Origin of the sequence: Ureibacillus acetophenoni, from assembly GCF_900220965.1 — a bacterium.
Taxonomy (GTDB): Bacteria; Bacillota; Bacilli; order Bacillales_A; family Planococcaceae; genus Ureibacillus; species Ureibacillus acetophenoni.
Map to the genome: position 1 here is coordinate 177,754 of NZ_OBQC01000003.1, position 20,232 is coordinate 197,985.

Genomic DNA, 20,232 nt, shown 5'->3' on the forward strand with positions numbered 1-20,232 from the left:
GTTAGTTGTTATATTGACATGTAATTGTTAACAAGTTAATTAAAACTTATATGTCACTCCACACAATTTCTCAGATAGTTGCCATAAATTATGTGCAACGTTTTCATCGTACATATAAATAAATGAACTTGATTCGGCAGGTGTTTCTAATTTATTCTTAGATTTCTTAGATAGACTGATATATTCTCCTCCAGAAAATCCTCGATAACTTGCTGCATATAAAATTGGTAATACACCTTTTTTCTTATCGATTTTTAAATCCTTTCCTTTAGATTTTAATTTTGCCAATCTACTCATACTTCTTTTAGAATCTTCTGTTTTACTAGACATTAACGGCTTACAACATATACTCAATGATTGTATATTATACTGTTTAAACTTTTCGTCTAAATGTTTTGCAAAAAGCATATTTGCTAACTTACTTTGAATATAAAATTTGTCACGATTATATTTATTCGATCCTTTAAAGTGGCCGAAAGCTAACTTTGTTTTTTTAGGTATATCGTTTCCTATTGAAATGACTCTTGAATTTGGTGTCACTTTCAGTAAATCAAGTAATAAACCAGTTAACGCAAAATGGCCTAAGTAATTTACCCCAAATTGAGATTCAAACCCTTCCTTTGTCTTTTCAAATTGCGGAGACTGGATTGTTTCATTTAGGATTAATATTGATAATGTTTTATAATTATCTTTATATTCCTTAACAAATGATTTAATGGATGATAGGTCTTGTAAATCTAAATACATGAGTTCCAACTTAGCATCTGGAATAATTGTGGTGATTTTTTCTTGGACACTTCTTCCTCTAGACAAATCAGGTACTGCAAGAACGACGTTGGCCCCTTTTTCTGCAAACGCCAATGAAGCATAATAACCATAACCTTGGTGTGCCCCTGTAATAACTACTGTTTTCCCTGTTTGCTGATCCATATCGTCAATAGTCCAAGCCAAACACTACACTCCTTTATAAGTATAGATTGATCCTCTGAAGTAATGGTTTATCAACATATCTATAAAATTATATGCGTCGAATTAAAAAGAATTATTAAATTTTGAATTAAATTTTGAAAGTTTTATTCGATAATCGTCGGAAATTCACTTTTTATGTCGTCGATTTCAATTCATGATAAACTTAAATGAGTGTATTATTTTAGTTTTTTGAAAGGGTGTTTTTTATGTCTGCTACAAACGAATTTCTTGAAATGTTAATTAAACAAGCACGAACTATTCTTAATTCAATGAAGGAATTAAAGAAAATTGCAGGCAAGAAGGGGAAAAACCGTGGTGCATTAATCGAACGGTTCACTGCAAATTCACATTCATTTAATGTGTATACATATGCCAACGAAGAAATAAAACAAAGTCCCGAAGTACAATCATTTAAAGAAAACATACTACTGTTTTCCAATGAATTTAATGTAGCTCGATTTGATTTTGATGGGAAAGTAAATGAAAATCGTGTAGAAGAAATTTATGAGGATGTATTAGTTTCTTATAATGAAATGGTTACTTCACTCGGCTTTGATAAAGAAACCGTTAACGTAAAACGTTTTTAAATGATTGATGAATATTAAAAGAGACCAATATAAATGCTTGGTCTCTTTTAAATTATTTAGATAATTTATATTCATAGACAAGTTCGTCAAGTTTGTTATCTACTTTTACATAAAGATCATGGTTATTAAAAAACCATTCATCGTCTTTTTCAATATAGAAATGGACCCCATCTCTAGTTGTTTCTACTCCAATGTCTAGAGGTGTTTCACGATTCATCCCAAGGGAAAATCCTTCATGAAAAGGAGAAGACCCACCATATCTTGCGTAAAAGCGTATAAAGTCGCCATGTTCAATATCCATTTCTTTTTTAAACCAATTAAAGGCATCATCAGTGATAATAATGTTCATTTTGACCATTCCTTTCATGAAGTAAAAGCAAAACTAAATCCATTTCACCTTTGGTTCTGTACCTTCTCTAATACGTTTAATATTTGCGCGGTGACGATAAAAAATGAATGCTGCTAATATAGCGACAACAATGAATAATGCGTAGTCACCTGTAACAATCCAGTAAACTATACTGTATACTAAACCAACTACAGCTACAGCCATTGATGAAAAGCTAACCATTTTAGAAAGTTTTAAAGCGATAAAAAAGCCAACAATTAATACAATAAAGAACGGCCATGTATAACCTAGCAGCACGCCACCTGATGTAGCTACAGCTTTTCCACCTCTGAAGCCTGCAAAAATTGGGAACATATGTCCAAACACCGCAATTCCACCTAGAATAAGTGGGTGAATAGATGTATCCGCAAAATAAGGAATCAGTGGTAATAATACAGCCGCAGTTCCTTTTAAAATATCTAATGCTGTAACAATGAGTCCAGCTTTTTTTCCTAATACTCGAAATGAATTTGTACCACCTAAATTTCCACTACCATGTTCTCTAATGTCCGTTTTGAAAAAGATCTTTCCTATCCATAAACCAGACGGGATTGACCCAAGTAAATAAGCACAAATTAATATAATTGCAGTAACCATAGATTGTTCCTTTCATGAATATTTATTAGTTGGTACTAGTATGTAGCATTAACTATTTTACACCTTTGCATTAAGTACGCCAAGTCCAATTTTCCGGTAGTTTGTAATCTATTATATTTATCACATACAATTAATTTTTCACTTATTGATGAATGAAAAAGAAGGAAAAAGATAAAATTATCGTGAATAACTCAATAATCGAATATATTATTTACTATTTTGTAGTATTAGGTACAATTATAGCTTAGAATAAAGTTCTGTTTGTGCAATCTAATTTATGTTTGATACAATTAATATACTTTGGTGTGCTAAATATTGACAGTCAAATTATCTGTCAGTATGATTTAAATAGAAAGAGAACAGATGTTTGTTTTTTGGAGGGGATTTGATTTGGCAGTGAATCAGCCAGGGATCGCATATGATGACGATGCCATACAAGTACTTGAAGGGTTAGATGCGGTACGTAAAAGACCAGGTATGTATATTGGATCTACAGACGGTCGGGGTCTTCATCACTTAGTTTATGAAATAGTGGATAATGCAGTTGATGAAGCGCTCGCAGGTTTTGGATCACATATCATCGTTAAAATTCATGAAGATAATTCCATAAGTGTACGCGATTTTGGTCGTGGTATGCCAACTGGTATGCATAAATTAGGTAAACCAACACCAGAAATCATCTTTACCATCTTGCACGCAGGCGGTAAATTTGGACAAGGTGGTTATAAAACAAGTGGTGGTTTACACGGTGTTGGTTCCTCAGTTGTAAACGCTTTATCAGTATTTTTAGAAGTAACTATTTATCGTGATGGTGAAATCTATCGCCAACGATTTGAAAACGGTGGAAAACCAGTTACTACTCTTGAAGTGATTGGTAAAACAAAAGAAACTGGAACACTCGTTCATTTTCTCCCAGATCATACGATTTTTTCTACAACAAAATTTAACTACGAAGTATTAGCGGAACGTTTACGTGAATCAGCTTTTTTACTAAAAGGGTTAAAAATCGAAATTATCGACGAACGTGGGGAAGATCAACATGAAGTTTTCCATTATGAAAACGGTATAGAAGCCTTTGTTCAATATTTAAATGAAGAAAAAGATACATTACACCCAGTTAAATATGTAGAAGGCTCAAAAGACGAAATTGAAGTTGAATTTGCTTTCCAATTTAATGATGGTTATACAGAAACGATTCTTTCGTTTGTAAATAATGTTCGAACACGAGACGGCGGTACACACGAAACTGGTGCAAAATCTGCATTAACTCGTGTGTTTAATGAGTATGCACGTCGTACCGGATTACTTAAAGAAAAAGATAAAAACCTTGAAGGATCAGATATTCGTGAAGGTATATCAGCTATAGTTTCAGTTAGAATTCCGGAAAACTTACTACAATTTGAAGGTCAAACGAAAAGTAAATTAGGGACAACAGAAGCTCGTTCAATTGTAGAATCTGTTGTGTCTGAACAACTTTTATATGTCTTAGAGGAAAATGCTGAGCTTTCATCTACATTAGTGCGTAAGGCAATTCGTGCACAACAAGCACGGGAAGCTGCGAGAAAAGCACGGGAAGATGCACGAAATGGTAAGAAAAAAAGAGCTAGTACTCTACTTTCAGGTAAATTAACTCCTGCACAATCTAGAAACGCGGCAAAAAATGAATTATATCTTGTGGAAGGTGATTCCGCAGGAGGTTCTGCAAAACAAGGACGCGATCGTACTTTCCAAGCGATATTACCACTGCGCGGAAAAGTTATTAATACAGAAAAAGCAAAGCTTTCAGATATTATGAAAAATGAAGAGATTGCAACGATCATCCATACAATTGGTGCGGGCGCAGGACCTGATTTCACCGTTGAAGATGCTGCATATGACAAAGTTATCATTATGACCGATGCAGATACTGACGGTGCACATATTCAAGTATTGTTACTTACATTTTTCTATAAATATATGCGTCCGCTAATTGACGCTGGAAAAGTCTATATTGCTATGCCTCCACTATACAAAATCTCAAAAGGAGCAGGTAAAAAAGAAGTGGTAGAATATGCATGGACTGAAAAAGAATTGCAGGCTGCCATTAAAAAGGTTGGAAAAGGCTATATTATTCAACGTTACAAAGGATTAGGGGAGATGAATGCCGACCAATTGTGGGATACGACAATGAATCCTGAAACCCGAACGTTAATTCGTGTAACAATTGAAGATGGAGCAAGAGCCGAAAGAAGAGTAACAACCTTAATGGGGGATAAAGTAGAGCCACGTCGAAAATGGATCGAGGCAAATGTTGATTTTGGTATGGAAGAAGACACAAATACATTAGTATCTGACTTCGTCCATTATGAGGAGGAAACTGAAGTATGACCACTGCCGAGCGATTTCAAGAATTACCTTTAGAAGAAGTAATGGGCGATCGGTTCGGTCGTTACAGTAAATACATTATTCAAGATCGAGCGATTCCCGACGCAAGAGACGGGCTTAAGCCCGTTCAACGTCGTATTCTTTATGCAATGTTTGATGCAGGGAATACGAATGACAAACCATTTAGAAAATCTGCAAAAACGGTTGGACATGTAATTGGTAACTTCCATCCCCATGGAGATACCTCTGTTTATGATGCGATGGTACGATTAAGTCAAGATTGGAAAGCTCGTCATATGTTGATAGAGATGCACGGGAACAACGGTTCAGTAGATGGTGACCCACCTGCTGCGATGCGTTATACTGAAGCGAGACTTTCTGCAATCGCTGCAGAAATGCTTCGAGATATAACAAAAAGAACGGTTGAATTTGTTCCAAACTTCGATGATCAAGACATGGAACCAACAGTTTTACCCGCTAGATTCCCGAATTTATTAGTTAACGGAGCTACAGGGATCTCTGCTGGTTATGCTACAGACATTCCACCTCATAACTTAGCTGAAACGATTGATGCTGCATTAATGCGGTTACAAAATCCCACTTGTACAATCGATGAATTAATGACCGTCATTAAAGGCCCAGATTTTCCAACAGGGGGAATTATTCAAGGGATAGATGGCATTAAAAAAGCGTACGAAACAGGTAGAGGGAAAATTATTGTTCGTTCAAAAGCATCTATCGAACCTATTAAAGGTGGAAAAGAACAAATCGTAATTACTGAGATTCCATATGATGTTAACAAAGCCCAATTAGTTAAGAAAATCGATGAAATGCGTGTAGATAAAAGACTAGAGGGTATTGCAGATATACGAGACGAATCAGATCGAACAGGATTAAGAATCGTAGTAGAATTGAAAAAAGATATAGATGGTCAAGGAATTCTTAACTATTTATATAAAAATACAGAACTACAAATCAATTACAACTTTAATATGATTGCTATTCATAATCGACGTCCTACAATGATGACATTGCCATTAATGTTAGATGCTTATATCGCACACCAAAAAGAAGTGGTAACGAAACGATCAGAATTTGATCTACAAAGAGCTAAAGATCGTTTACATATTGTAGACGGGTTAATGAAGGCATTATCCATTTTAGATGAAGTCATAAAGACAATTCGTGCATCAAAAGACAAACGTGATGCTAAAGATAATTTAATTTCAAAATTTGCCTTTACTGAAATTCAAGCTGAAGCAATTGTAAGCTTACAATTATACCGTTTAACTAATACGGATATAACTGAGCTTCAAAAAGAAGAAGAAGAATTGAAAAAAACAATTACGGAGTTAACAGAGATTATTAATAACGAAAAACAACTAAATAAAGTTATTAAATCAGAACTTCTTGATATTAAAAAGAGATTTGCTGAGCCTCGCAGATCAGATATTGAAGCAAATATCGAAGAAATTAAAATAACGCTTGATGTACTGATTCCAAGTGAAGAAGTAGTCGTAACAGTCACAAAAGACGGCTATATTAAACGAACAAGTACAAGATCCCACGCAGCTTCTAATGGTCAGGATTTTGCAATGAAAGAGTCTGACTACTTATTATTCGAATCGAATATGAATACACAACATCATCTATTATTATTTACAAACAAAGGGAACTACATTTACCAGCCAGTTCATGAACTGCCTGATATACGCTGGAAAGATTTAGGTCAACATATTTCAAGTATCGTACCATTAGAAGATGAAGAGGAAATCATCGAAGTAATTGGGATAGACGATTTTAATCAAGAAAATGTATTTATCTTAACTGCTACAAAACATGGTCAGATTAAACGATCATTGTTGTCAGAGTATGTAGTTTCTCGTTATTCAAGAACATTGAAAACGATGAATCTAAAAAAAGATGATGAAATGATTCATGCTTCACTTGTCACACCTGAAAAAGACTTGTTATTAACAAGTTACCTAAGCTACTCAATACGTTTTGATATGGAAGAATTACCTGTCACTGGTGTTAAAACTGGTGGTGTTAAAGGTATAAACCTAAAAGAAAACGACTCATTAGTAGCGGTTAATCTAATCGCTAAAAATAACGAACAGGATTTACTAATCGTCTCACAACGTGGTGCAATTAAACGAATGAGTACTTCTGAGATCGAAATAACATCACGTGCGAAAAGAGGAGTAGTAATTCTAAAAGAGTTAAAAGCAAATCCACATCGAATTTTTGCGGTACTTACAGTGAATCCAGATGATTCAATTAAACTAACAACAGAAAATCAAATCGAAGAAACTTTTAAAGTATCTAGTTTTTCAAAATCAGATCGATATTCAAATGGATCACTTAAAATGGATGTCTCAAACGATGGTGAACTTCTATTTGTTAAGGTTTTTAAAGAAACTGAAGATTAATAGAGTGTTACTTATCGACAATCAGTAAAGAAGAACTGCCTTGGAATCTACATTTCAAGGCAGTTCATTTTTTAGTTTAAAATTAGGTTGATAAATATTGGAAATCATACTAACATAGTATCATTCAACGGTAAAATGGAGGATTATAAGGTAATGTTGAAAGACCGCAGCAAAGGTATATTTTTAGTCTTAACCGCAGCTATATTTTGGGGAGTATCAGGGACAGTTTCTCAGTACTTATTCCAAACATTACGTATTAATACAGAATGGCTAACATCTGTTCGATTACTTTCAGCAGGGGTATTATTGATTGCAGTTGCTTATAAAATAGAAGGAAAACGTATTTTTGATATATGGCGTCAAAAAGCGGATATTATATCAATCATTATTTTTGGAATCTTTGGAATGATTGGTGCACAATATACATACTTAGCTGCTATTACATATTCAAACGCGGCAACAGCTACAATTCTTCAATATTTAGGACCAGTTATGGTTACAAGTTATTACATACTAATTGCAAAAAGATGGCCGACAATAAAAGAGACTTTTGCAGTATTATTCGCAATGCTAGGAACATTTTTACTTGTAACTCATGGAAATCTCGAGAGTTTAGCAATTTCAGTCGAGGGATTTGCTTGGGGAATTCTTTCAGCTTTCGGTCTTGCTTTCTATACAATTCAACCTATTAAACTATTACAAAGATGGGGCTCTTTAATCGTAGTAGGGTGGGGAATGTTAATAGGTGGACTTGCATTTAGCTTTGTTCGTCCACCTTGGTTATTTGAAGGTGAATGGTATTTTTCAACAAATTTCGCCTTTTTATTTATCGTAGTATGTGGAACTGTTATTGCTTTTTATTGTTATTTACAGAGCCTAAAATATTTAACAGCATCAGAAACGAGTTTGCTAGCGTGTGCAGAACCATTGTCAGCTGTATTAACAACAGTAATCTTTTTAAGTGTATCCTTTGGATGGATTGATTGGATAGGCACACTTTGTATTTTAACGACGATCTTAATATTATCTAATAAGAAAAAACAGCAAATGCAAACCAACAATTAATCAATAGTAAGTAGGGAAGTATAAGCAAAAAACCTCGAGTAAGAAACTCGAGGTTTTTGTTATTAGTGAGAAACATCTTGTACTGAAATACCAGTTTGAGCTTTAACTTCAACTTCACGGTATTTTGCTTCGTCAACTTCTTTAGAAAGCAATGTTCCAATGAAACCACCTAAGAATCCAAGTGGTACAGAAATGATAGCTGGGTTTGTTAAGAACACTAATGGATCCCCAACAAAGATTGCTTTACCTTCAACTGGATTCCAAACGTTTGGAGAAAGTGCCACAAGGATTAATGCTGAGATTAAACCTGTTAGAGTAGCAGTTACCGCACCATTTGAATTGAAACGTTTCCAGTAAATTGTATAGATAATAACTGGTAAGTTTGCAGAAGCTGCAATACAGAATGCAAGTGATACTAAGAATGCAACGTTTAATGTTTGAGCTCCTAATGCTAATAAAATTGAAACTACAGAAATGATTAAAGATCCTACACGAGCAGCAACAACTTGCTCTCTTTCAGAAACTTTACCTTTTTTAATAATTTGACCATAAATGTCATGAGATAATGCAGAAGCACCAGAAAGTACTAAACCTGCCACTACTGCTAGGATAGTCGCAAATGCAACCGCAGATACGAATGAGAATAATAAATCTCCACCTAATGCTTCAGCTAAAAGTGGGGCAGCCATGTTACCAGCAGGGTTTGCTGCAACAATTTCAGAAGCACCAACGAATGCAGCAGCTCCGAAACCTAAGAAAATTGTTAATACATAGAATAAACCTACAATCCAAGTTGCCCAAATTACAGATGAACGTGCTGTTTTTGCATCTTTAACAGTGAAGAAACGCATTAAAATATGCGGAAGACCAGCTGTTCCTAATACTAATGCTAATAACATAGAAATAGTATCAATACCGTCTGTATAACGTAATCCCGGATTTAAATATGCTTGTCCGTGTTCAGTAGCTGTTGTCATTGTTTCAAACATAAATAAAATATTGAAATTGAATTTTGCTAAAACTAAGAATGAAATAACGATTGTACCGAACATAAGAAGAACGGCTTTAATAATTTGTACCCAAGATGTAGCTGTCATACCTCCGAATAATACGTAGACTGTCATCATAACACCTACGATTAAAACAGAAACCCAATATTCAAGACCGAATAATAATTGAATAAGTGCACCTGCACCAACAAGTTGTGCAATCATGTAGAATAAAACGATAACGATAGAACTTAATGCAGCAGCTCCGCGAACTTTCGGTACATTAAAGCGAGCTGTAATCATATCGGCTAATGTAAATTTACCAAGGTTACGTAATGGTTCAGCCACAATGTATAATACGACTAAATATGCTGTTAAGTAACCAAGAGAGAAGTAGAAACCATCAAATCCAGTTAATGCAACTGCTCCAGCGATCCCTAAGAAAGACGCAGCAGATAGATAGTCTCCACCGATAGCTAGTCCGTTTTGCCAGCCTTTTAAACCTCCGCCAGCAGTATAGAAGTCCTTAGCTGTACTCGTTCTTTTTGATGCCCACCAAGTAATGTATAATGTAATACCTACAATTCCTAAAAACATTGTTATTGCTATTGGACTCATTTGCTAGCACCTCTTTCGTACTCATCTATAACTTCTTGCGCATCTCTATCAAAGCCGTTAGCTCTCGATACGTAGAAGTGAGCAAGACCCCATACCATAATGAATAATCCTGCTGAATACAACCATACCCACGTAATTTCTCCAATTGCTTTTTGGTGTAGCAGGTTAGTGTATGAAGTTAGAATAGGTAACATCATATAAACTACAAAGAAAATAACTGCTACCGTCCAAAGAAATTTGTTTTTCTTTTTCGTTAATTTTTTGAACGATTCCAATTCTGTCATAATCAATCACTTTTTGATTGTTTGCCATGAACATCCCCCCAATTTTGAATAAATTTGCTGCTTTGTGTTTGTAAAATTCTAGTTAATAGACTTTACAGTTTCCATTTTATTTATTTGTTCACAAAATTGCAATAGTTTTTGAGAAAATAAATATTAAAATATATTAAAAAATATGATTTTTATAGAAATATATGATTTAAACGATAATTTTTTCGATAATTGATGGCATTCAGAGCCTTATCACACCTGGCGTTAAGCAGAAAAATAGGGCATTTTTAGGTATTGACAAGTATTATTAAACTCAAAATACAAAAATATAATAATAGGGATTAATATTTTTTTGGAATTGCATTTTAAGCGATTTGAATAATAACTTGCTATAGGATTAATAAAAATTATTATATTTAAGAATAGAAAAGATCCATTAAACAGAGGGAAATTCCGTTAATAAACTGGAAGGAGATTGTTGTTGAAATAAATCGAATGTGCGAATCTAATTAAAGCAGCATAAAAAATCTATAAATTGTGAAAAAATCAATTTCGTCTCACTGTTATAAGTATTCTTTTGGGATGAGATTCAACTGATGATAATTTATATTATGTAAACTAGAAAAATTCGAAGAAAAAAGAGAATGAATTAATGCAATAATCCGTTCTCTTCTAAACACTGTCTCATGCAATATTCGATTATAGCATTCATTTTAATATTATTTTCTGATCCATACGCTTTAATCCTGTTTAGTAATGATTCATCAAACGTCGTTCGAAATTCTCTCCGATCATTTACACTTTTTAAACTTATAAATTTAAAATCTGTCTCAACTAATTGTTCCATGTATGGTTCAATTAAATAATTAATGCTCTTATTTTTGATTTTTGCCAGGTGTCTTAAATTCTCTATTAATGAATTACTAATATATGTTTTTAAGGATCTTCTATTATTTGTAGTTATTAATATTGTATTATTTTCAGTAATGCTCCAAGCTTTATGTTTTCGTCTATCTTTAGCAATAAATGGCTTCTCAGTGTGTTGTGATAAATAAACCCTTTTATGAATTATAAAATTCTGATCCGTGTTTACGTTTTTATAAATTATTTTTGCTAGTCTTATTAAGTCATTTTTTCCAGAAATAACAACTCTATAGATCACTGAACCATTTTTGTTTTTTGCACTTCTAACTTTTACATTTATTTCCCATTTTTGAAATACCTTTAATAAACCCTGTGCAAATGACAGACTACCAGTTGTTATTGTGACAACATACCCTTTTTTATCAACATAGCCATCTCCATCAATCACCCCTCTTATAAACGAAGGTAAATACTCTTCTGGGACATTTGGAAATGGTAATGTCATAGATTTGTTGTGCGTAATGCCCATCATTTCTAAATCCATTTTAATCTCTTTAGAGTTGATCACAATGGATGGAGTAGTTTTTGTTTTACCAAACGGCATAAGAACATAATCAGATTCCATATACTTTGCAATTAACTTTAAAATTCTTTCGTCACTTTGAGCAAATGTTATGGAATGACTGGATTTACTTACGGCTCCATCAGTAACAAACATCCCTAACACCCAAGCCATTTCGTGAGTCCAAACTTTAAAGAAATTCTCATTCACTTTATGCTTTCTCGGCTGTCCTGACGTACGTATTGCTTTAATACCGTGTTTCTTTCTTATATACCCTACTCCAGTTGGTGTAATCCCAGCTTTTTTGGTGATCTCATTTACAGATACACCACTTAAATACATTTCAATAATCATTTCATCAGTAATGGATTTATTTCTCTTTGACATATAAATCCCTCCACTAAAGATTTGAATATTACTATAAATACATTATAAGAACATTTGTTCCATACCTCAAATAATAACACTTATAACAGTAACCCTCCGACAAACCAGTTCTTATTTATACATAATTCGCTATATTATTATATTATTTTATCAACCTGGTTTACAAAAAACTGCCTATTTAGGCTTTATACACCGAGCTTTTTTGACATTATATTTTCCATACTCCTTAATTTTTACTCTATTGTACAATTTGAGAGACATAAAAAAGCATCAACCTCAAGTAGATCGATGCCCGCGCAAGTATATAAAAACATGCTTATACTCTTTTACTATAAACTTCCCTTACAAACTGTTCTTTATAATCCGTATATTCAACAATTCCACTATTAACTTCTTCAATAAACTTCAATTTAATCTTTTTATATTGATTCCGCGCTGTCTCATCTGTATTTAAATAATCCCTAAAAAAGATTAAATTATTCCAAAGTTCTTGATTATAATCAACTAAATGAACATAGTGTGTTTTGATTTGATAGGTTTCATCTGTAAACTTTGCAAGAATGATTTCATTTGGACGCTGTACACGCAGCCTTAAAAATCCGGCCTGTTTTAACCCTTGATAAATGCTTTGATCAACAGTTGCAAGATCATCTACACCAATAACTAAATCTATAATCGGTTTTGCTGGCATTTCTTTAATCGCTGTACTCCCAATATGTTCAATTTGGTTTTCTTCAAAAGCAGTAAAGTTTAAGATTTCTTGCTTCACCTTCAAAAATTCGTTCTTCCATTCATCAATGCTATACTCTACAAGTCTAACTTCTTCTCTTAATAAACCTAATTTCATAAGATCTCCTCTTATAAGTTATTAAGTAACCTATAGCCATTAATTAATAGATTGCTCACTTCCCTTTTTAGCATTCTTTTTAATTTTTAATAAATCAACAAGTATTCCAAACAATCCAATCATTAATATTAGAATGCTATATACATTCACCTTTCCTGAAAAGATATAAAAACATCCAATTCCCGCAACAATATAACTAATCGGTATTAAAAATTTTAACATGCCATCACTCTCCTTATCTTAATCTTACAATAAAATTGGAAAAAGAGCACAGTTTCATATAAACCGCGCTCTTTTGTATACTCTTGCACATGCACTAGTGACTATTGCTGTTATTCCACTACTTATTTTCTCGCGACAATCGTCATTGCTTTTTTAACAATGTCAAGTTCCTGTTTTAAACGAAGATACTCCTCTTGCAGGTCTTGAATATTCGCGGAATTACTATATTCAGTAGCATCCTTTAAATAATACATGGAATAAAGATCATTTAACGTTACATTACCAAAACTAAAATCTGTTAATTTATTATCATGTAAAAAAACGACGATTTGTGATAACTCCTCAACCGAGAAGCTACTTACATCAACTAGGGAGACACCATTTGACAGAGACAGAACGTTTGTTCTAGGGAATGCATTTGTAAGTTTTTCACTCACTTCATTTGTTAACCCTTTAACACGTACAGTTGATATTTCACTTTTCCCAAATCCATTCGTAACTAAAGCAGCGTTTATTAAATTTCCGTCTTTAAATAGAAATATACGGTCAGCGATCTGTTCTAAATTATCAAGTAAGTGGGAAGCAATTATAATAATCTTCCCTTCCTGTTTCTTCTTAAGAAGAATATTAGAAATTATATTTACATTGTTTGGGTCCAAACCATTCATTACTTCATCCATTAACATAATTGGCGTATTCGATACAATTTGCATCGCAAAGCATAGGCGTTGTCTCATACCTAATGAATAGGTCCCTGTTTTCTTTTTTACATAGGATTCCATCCCAAGATCAGCAATAGTCTTGTCTATCAAATCAGGATCACTATTCCACATTGAACAGTAAATATTTAAATGTTCTCTTCCCGATAGATGATTATATAGATCACTTTGATCAGGCATCATTGAGACGATTTGGTGTATTTTCACTTCATCTTTTTTGCTCGTATAAAATAACTTTTCCTGTACAACAACTTTCCCACTGTTTGGTTTAACGTAATTCATTATTACATTCATAAGCGTAGATTTCCCTGTACCATTTGGAGCAACTAAACCTATGATCTCACCAGGATGAAAGGTTTCATTAATATCTTTTAATATATCTCTACCACTAAATTGAACATTAATATTTCGTAATTCAAGCATAATTATCCTCCAATTTATCAAATTCGCCTTGGCTTATTTGCGCCCAGATTTTATCCAGTTTGCTGGGTAAATTACCTTTTAAAAATCTGTGGCATCCGCCAGAGGCTTTAACTTCATTCAGTCAGAGTTTGAATCCCTATTAAATGATTTAATATTTTAATTCATAGAACACTTTTAAATGTGGGAGACCTTTGCTGAATGAAGTTAATTTAGACTAATTTATAACGCTTATATTTACTAATTAAGAAAATGAGCAACAATAGAACCCCTGTTCCCATCCCTAAAGCAGTTAGCCCGTTCCCAAGGTTTAGCGCACTTGAATTATATATATAGTTTCGGTAGCCTGATAAAATCTGTCCGACTTGCACATAATTCGTTGGATAATTTTCGACTTCATAGAAGAATCCAATACCACGCTTAAAGTAGAAAATTTCATTGAAAATAAAAATAGCTGCTACTAGCAAGTTGGCAAACTCATTCTTAATAATCATACTAACTAGTAATACTAAAGAGATTAAGAACATAAAACAGAAAATTAGAAGGATAAAGTTTTCTAGTAAGTAGGATCCCATCGTTATATTGATAAACTCGCCTTTATTAAAATAGGACGGTTCTCCACTATATGAATAAATGGGAACTGGTAACTGAAAATCTCCAAAACCATAACGAATCCCAATAAGTAATAATCCTACCGATAGAGGTACTATGACACCAATACTACCTATTAATGAGACAGCACCTTTAATGATAAGTTTTTTCCAATCTGAAATTGGAAAACCTTTTAATAAAGATGGATTCAATCGATCTTTTAATACAACATCTACCGTTAAAAATACACAACAAATCATTAAAATCATTGGTAAATAAGAATGAAGTAAACGTTGCAATGTTTGCAATGCAGTTCTTTCTTCAAATACATTTATAGATAGCTTTGATTTCCCCTCTGCATATCCTTGATATCGGCTTGCAGAATATAAATATCCGTAATACCCATCCTCAGAAGCATATAAATTACCATGAGTGTAGTATCCAGGACTATAAAAAAAATGTTCACTACCATAGGTTATATTATTAGAGTAGATATACCATTCGGAGGTGAATTTTGAATACTGTTTCAACTTATTGTCGTTTAATGCATCTAAACGTGATTTATCAAGCCAATTCCACTTTGGATAAATAGCTAATCCATATCCAGCCATACCAGTAAAACGATTTTCGTTTGTAAAATTCGACAAAAATGCTTCTCTAGATAAATACCTTGCCTCGATCTCTTTTGCATCGACTTTCTCAATTGGTTTATAGGAAGGTGCAATATTTAATGCATAAAAACATGCTAGAAATAGTAGTAAAACATATATTGCAATATTCTTTTTACTTTTTATAAATTGAGACAATTCAAATTTGAAATATGCCTTCATACTCTCACCCCTTATACTCTTTTTAACTTACCAGTTGATAAAAATAGATTAGCCACTACAATCAGGACCACGATGCTTAATCCAATGGATATAAGCCCATAAGTACTATTTAATGCAACTGGATGAGCTAGGTCGAGACTTACACCATTTAATAAATTCGTAAAATTCATATAGTTAAATGGATTGTAAGGAAACAGACTAATCATTCTCGGGAATAAAGTTGGTAAAGCAAATAATAATAATTCAACAAATAATGTTAAATACATATTTTTTAATAGTACATTTAAAATGATAGATAGTAGAATAACAAAAACAGCAATACTAATCATATAAAGCAAACATATTCCAATGTATTGAGCTATGGAGTAAATTTCATAATTACCATCAAATACAGCAACCGGATATGTTGGATCCCCTAACCCTCTATAATAAATAAGTAGCAAACTGCAAAGGAATAATTCCACTATAAAAATAAGGATTATAGACATTGTTGATATACCTTTTGCAGCAACATATTGATCAAAAGGTATTGGATACCCTTTTATTAAAGATGTATGTCGGAAATCCTCAATCATAATTCCACATGTATAGAATGCTAAGAAAATAAACCATATCGAACCTAAAATTCCAAAAAGAAAAATAAGAAATTGATAGAATGATAGATTATCTTTAAAAATAGGTATATCTAATGTCTTTAATGTTTCATAAAAGATAGATTCAAGTTTATTTACAGTATAAGTTGGCAAATAGACTGCAACTTCCTCATAACCTTCCAACGTAAATGCATCTTCTCTTAGGTTTGCTAACTCAATAGCAGAATTAGCAAAGAGATCAGGTTTGTCTAATTTAGCTGCGACTCTTTGTAGTGATATTAGACGTTGCTGTTCGTTAAGATTTTTATAAAGTTCATTACTATCACCATCTTTACTGGCATCCATCACTTGGAATTGACTTAATGCAGAGGTAATATTTTGATGTTCACTAGTTTTCAGTGCAACCAAATTTCCAACATCTTCATTTTCCATATAAAATGCCAGTCCAATAATAAATAACGCAACAAAGATAAAAGCAAAAATATTCTTTTTACTAGATTTCTCAATAATGAGATTTGTTTTCAACAACTTCCACATAGGCGACCTCCAACTTATAAATTGCAATAAAGCATAAATGTTGAATTAAAAGTAACTTTTTGTAGTTCTAAACAATTCTTCCCTATAGATTTTTAAGCCAATGTCATCGATACAAATATGTCGATGAATTTTTGGTAAAAGTTACATAATTTCAAAATTAGCGATTTGTTATTTTAGAATAATTGTTGACATATTTGTAAATTATTTCAACTTTTACAATTATAATATTGTTAATGAATTATTGAAAGATTATTTTCGAATATTTTAGAAAGTTCTGTCTTCAGAGCGGGATATTCATTATATTTATATAATATCTATACCCTTTCAGAAAAAACTATTGAGATTTATTAGACGCTATAACCCTCTAATTTCCTCCAAACTATTAAGAAAAAAATAAAATTAAAAAATTATAGAGTCGACCCCCACAAAAAATTCTTTAATTACGAATAATATATTGTCCGAGAAAAATAGGATAAAAAATTTACTAGAGGTGTATAACTTATGAAATTAAAGAAAACAACTGCAGCAATATTAGTAGCAGGATTAACAGTAGCAGGTTCTAGCCTAGCATTTGCAAACGACACAATATTCAAGGCTGATGAAGAGAAAGAGGAAATTTCAGCTGAAGTAACTACTGCAGCAGATATCCAACCGGGTGTTATAATGGATCCTTCAGAAGTATTAAAAGATTCAACTCAAAAAGATGACTCTACAAATGATGAAACTTTAGAAGTTACAACTAAAGACGATTCGACTAAAGACGATTCGACTGAAGAAGCTACAGAAGATAATAAAGAAACTGATGTTGTAAAAGAGACTGACAAAGAAGACGAAGATCATAAAAACGAAACATCGAAATCAGAATTCCCTGAAATTCCTGAAGGCTATACAGCTGGGAACTTAGTTGCTCTTAAACAAGCTTACGAAAATGCAGGAAATGAAAATGCAAAACAAGCAATCTTAAATAATGCCAAAAGAGCAATTGCTAAATTTAAAGAAAAACACGATTCTAAAGAAGTAGCTGATTTAAAAGTCAAATTAGAACTTGTAGGAATTCAAAAACCTGGTGAAACTATAATCGAACCTGTAAAGCAAGAAACTGTGATACCATCTCAGGAGACTACTAAAACAGAAAACGAGATTATTAGTAAAGAAGAACAAAAAATCGAGAAAAAAGAGTTAAAAGAACAACAAAAAGCTGAGAAAAAAGAGCTAAAAGAACAACAAAAAGCCGAGAAAAAAGAACTGAAAGAACAACAAAAAGCCGAGAAGAAAGCTGCAAAAGCTGAGAAAAATAACGGAAAAGATAAAGAATAATAGTTCTATAAAATAATTACCAAATATCTATCATTCATAAAAACTAACAATTCTATTAGAAAATATTTAAACTTAACTACCAAAATATCATTAAATTATTATTTCAATTCAATTAAAACCCTTTTCATTTTTCATAATTCCATATAAAATCAATAGCGTTGGAAACTTGAGTCCGGAGGGTATGTTATGCTTTTGTCTATTATACAAGGATTATTTAAGCCAAAATTAAATATAACCGAACTTGCGAAAAAGGCAAAAGCTGGAAATGAGGAGGTCATGAACGACCTCCTCTCTTTTAGTAAACCGTTTATGAAAAAAACTGCGTCGTATATTTGTAAACGTCCTATCGATGAACACGATGAGGAATACAGTATAACGATTCTTGGCTTTCATGAAGCAGTTATGTCCTTTAATCCTGAAGAAAATGCTTCATTCCAAACTTTTGCCCATTTAATCATTAAGAGAAGATTGATAGATTATATTCGTAAAGAGACTGCTAGAAAAGATCAATTATTATCCCTTGAACCAAACGAAGATGATTCTTCTGAACAACATTTTTTATTCAATGAAAAATCAATTTATACATATGAAGAAAAACAACGATCCGCAACTAGGAAAGAAGAACTCTTAATATATCGTGAGTTATTATCTGGATTCAATTTATCTTTTGAAGATTTAACAAAAACTTCACCAAAACATGTGGATGCACGAAAAACTGCGTTTCATATTGCACAAATCGTAGCAGATCACGAAGAATTCTATAACTATTTGTTAAAGAATAAAAGATTACCTTTAAAAGAAATTGAATCATTAGTTGAGGTTTCAAGAAAGACGTTAGAACGTCATCGTAAATATATCATCGCCGTCGTTTTGTTATTAAACAGTGACTTTATCTATTTAAAAGATTATGTAAAAGGAGAAATCATATAATGCGTACTTATAAAGGGATTGTTTGTGAAATTAATAAAAACTATATGATTTTTATGACGGCTGATGGCGAATTTCTGCGTGGTACACCCCTTGTAACGAACGCACAAATCGGTGATGATGTGGAATTTCAATTATTTGCCACTTCTTTCCTTTCAAAGAAACGGAAATCTTTTATTATTGCACCAGCTTTAGTTGCAGCTGTAATTATGATTTTCTTAGTCACTGCTTTATTCCCTTCCACAAATAGTGCTTATGCATTTGTACAAATTGGAAATGAACTTGAATTAGGTATTGATGAAGAAGGCACTGTTATTTCTGTTAAACCTATCAATAATGAACCAACGTATGCATTAGATACAAAATTAGAAGGACTTCCTATAGATCTTGCACTAACAAAAGCTATTACTCAGATAGAAAAACATAATGAGACTGTACCGATTACAACTAAATTTAACGATGATCAACCATCGAAGGCGAAAGAAAAGATTTTAAATACTGTCAATAAAGCAAAAAATAAACAATCGCTTGATGGACCAATCAGGAAGAAAAATTTAGAGGATAATAAAAATAACAACAAGCAAAATTCAAATACTCATAATTCAAATAACGGGCAAAAACAGAACAATTCAAATTCTTCATCAAACAAACAAAACCATCAACTAAAAAATGAAGAACAATTAAAGCAAAATAAATCTTCAAATTACAATAATGAAAATCATAATGGTAATAAAGATAAACAAAACCCTGAAAAGAATAATAATGGAAAAAATAATATGAACGAAAACAATAGTCAAAACAATAAAAACAGTAATAATCAAAATAATGTGAACCCAAATAATAATCAAAACAACGGAAACCCAAATAAAAATAACCAAAACAAAGGGACGTCTGAATAGTGACGTCCCTTTGTTTTGGTTATTTTTGCTCAATTTTAATTAAAAAGTTACATATTAGTGGACGAATTCGAATTTTTTCTGTTATTAATACTTTTTTAGAATTAATATGCATAAGTATCAATACATCGCCAATTCATACCTTATTATAAAATAGCGATTTTACTCTAAATAATTATATTATGTAAACTAATTAGAATACTATTATATATACTTCACTCTATTAATCTCCTAAAAAC

18 protein-coding genes are annotated in these 20,232 nt (G+C 32.4%); 7 read left to right on the forward strand and 11 right to left on the reverse strand.

Translation table 11 applies throughout. The annotated features are described in order from the left end of the window. Positions 1-39 precede the first annotated feature (39 nt). The gene (locus CRO45_RS06285; protein ID WP_097148801.1) at positions 40-951 is read right to left on the reverse strand and encodes an SDR family NAD(P)-dependent oxidoreductase; all 912 of its coding nucleotides are present in this window, start codon (positions 949-951) and stop codon (positions 40-42) included. 224 nt (positions 952-1,175) lie between these two features. Here CRO45_RS06285 and CRO45_RS06290 point away from each other — a divergent pair, with 224 nt between their 5' ends. Continuing rightward, entirely contained in the window at positions 1,176-1,556 is a 381-nt protein-coding gene (locus tag CRO45_RS06290) for a hypothetical protein (RefSeq protein WP_097148802.1), read from the forward strand. 52 nt (positions 1,557-1,608) lie between these two features. On the opposite strand, the gene CRO45_RS06295 is transcribed toward CRO45_RS06290, so the two are convergent. Then, positions 1,609-1,905, reverse strand: coding sequence for a HesB/YadR/YfhF family protein (locus tag CRO45_RS06295; RefSeq protein ID WP_097148803.1), 297 nt, complete (start codon positions 1,903-1,905; stop codon positions 1,609-1,611). 33 nt (positions 1,906-1,938) lie between these two features. After that, entirely contained in the window at positions 1,939-2,541 is a 603-nt protein-coding gene (plsY, locus tag CRO45_RS06300; RefSeq protein ID WP_097148804.1) for a glycerol-3-phosphate 1-O-acyltransferase PlsY, read from the reverse strand. A gap of 390 nt (positions 2,542-2,931) precedes the next feature. Here plsY and parE point away from each other — a divergent pair, with 390 nt between their 5' ends. The 3 genes from parE to CRO45_RS06315 all read left to right on the forward strand — a co-directional run bounded on the left by parE (position 2,932) and on the right by CRO45_RS06315 (position 8,402). Continuing rightward, a complete protein-coding gene (gene parE / locus CRO45_RS06305) occupies positions 2,932-4,908 on the forward strand; it encodes a DNA topoisomerase IV subunit B (protein ID WP_097148805.1) in 1,977 nt (658 codons plus the stop codon). Continuing rightward, positions 4,905-7,337 (forward strand): DNA topoisomerase IV subunit A, encoded by a 2,433-nt coding sequence (gene parC / locus CRO45_RS06310; protein WP_097148806.1) that lies wholly within the window; start codon positions 4,905-4,907, stop codon positions 7,335-7,337. The genes parE and parC overlap by 4 nt, the downstream gene beginning before the upstream one ends. A 153-nt stretch (positions 7,338-7,490) precedes the next feature. After that, positions 7,491-8,402, forward strand: coding sequence for a DMT family transporter (locus tag CRO45_RS06315; protein ID WP_235864534.1), 912 nt, complete (start codon positions 7,491-7,493; stop codon positions 8,400-8,402). 62 nt (positions 8,403-8,464) lie between these two features. Here the strand turns inward: CRO45_RS06315 and CRO45_RS06320 are convergent, their stop codons facing one another. From CRO45_RS06320 to CRO45_RS06355, 8 genes are all read right to left on the reverse strand, one after another. Beyond that, entirely contained in the window at positions 8,465-10,009 is a 1,545-nt protein-coding gene (locus tag CRO45_RS06320) for a solute symporter family protein (RefSeq protein ID WP_097148808.1), read from the reverse strand. Beyond that, entirely contained in the window at positions 10,006-10,293 is a 288-nt protein-coding gene (locus CRO45_RS06325) for a DUF485 domain-containing protein (protein ID WP_235864535.1), read from the reverse strand. Before CRO45_RS06325 ends, CRO45_RS06320 begins: the two co-directional genes overlap by 4 nt. Before the next feature lie 637 nt (positions 10,294-10,930). Beyond that, complete coding sequence (locus CRO45_RS06330; RefSeq protein ID WP_097148809.1) at positions 10,931-12,094, reverse strand: LAGLIDADG family homing endonuclease; 1,164 nt, start codon at positions 12,092-12,094, stop codon at positions 10,931-10,933. 316 nt (positions 12,095-12,410) lie between these two features. Continuing rightward, complete coding sequence (locus CRO45_RS06335; protein WP_097148810.1) at positions 12,411-12,941, reverse strand: GrpB family protein; 531 nt, start codon at positions 12,939-12,941, stop codon at positions 12,411-12,413. Positions 12,942-12,980: 39 nt separating this feature from the next. After that, entirely contained in the window at positions 12,981-13,163 is a 183-nt protein-coding gene (locus CRO45_RS06340; protein ID WP_097148811.1) for a hypothetical protein, read from the reverse strand. Positions 13,164-13,285: 122 nt separating this feature from the next. Further along, the gene (locus tag CRO45_RS06345; protein WP_097148812.1) at positions 13,286-14,305 is read right to left on the reverse strand and encodes an ABC transporter ATP-binding protein; all 1,020 of its coding nucleotides are present in this window, start codon (positions 14,303-14,305) and stop codon (positions 13,286-13,288) included. 209 nt (positions 14,306-14,514) lie between these two features. Beyond that, positions 14,515-15,723 carry an ABC transporter permease subunit gene (locus CRO45_RS06350; protein ID WP_097148813.1) on the reverse strand — a complete coding sequence of 403 codons (1,209 nt, stop codon included), beginning with the start codon at positions 15,721-15,723 and terminating at the stop codon, positions 14,515-14,517. An 11-nt stretch (positions 15,724-15,734) separates the two neighbouring features. Further along, on the reverse strand, positions 15,735-16,853 hold the full coding sequence (locus tag CRO45_RS06355; RefSeq protein WP_097148814.1) for an ABC transporter: 1,119 nt from the start codon (positions 16,851-16,853) through the stop codon (positions 15,735-15,737). Positions 16,854-17,354: 501 nt separating this feature from the next. On the opposite strand from CRO45_RS06355, the gene CRO45_RS06360 reads away from it, so the two are divergent. From CRO45_RS06360 to CRO45_RS06370, 3 genes are all read left to right on the forward strand, one after another. Then, positions 17,355-18,170 (forward strand): DUF2756 domain-containing protein, encoded by an 816-nt coding sequence (locus CRO45_RS06360; protein ID WP_097148815.1) that lies wholly within the window; start codon positions 17,355-17,357, stop codon positions 18,168-18,170. A 186-nt stretch (positions 18,171-18,356) separates the two neighbouring features. Further along, positions 18,357-19,100: an RNA polymerase sigma-I factor gene (gene sigI, locus CRO45_RS06365; RefSeq protein WP_097148816.1), complete on the forward strand. Its 744-nt coding sequence runs from the start codon at positions 18,357-18,359 to the stop codon at positions 19,098-19,100. Continuing rightward, a complete protein-coding gene (locus CRO45_RS06370; RefSeq protein ID WP_097148817.1) occupies positions 19,100-19,996 on the forward strand; it encodes an anti-sigma factor domain-containing protein in 897 nt (298 codons plus the stop codon). The genes sigI and CRO45_RS06370 overlap by 1 nt, the downstream gene beginning before the upstream one ends. Positions 19,997-20,232 lie beyond the last annotated feature (236 nt).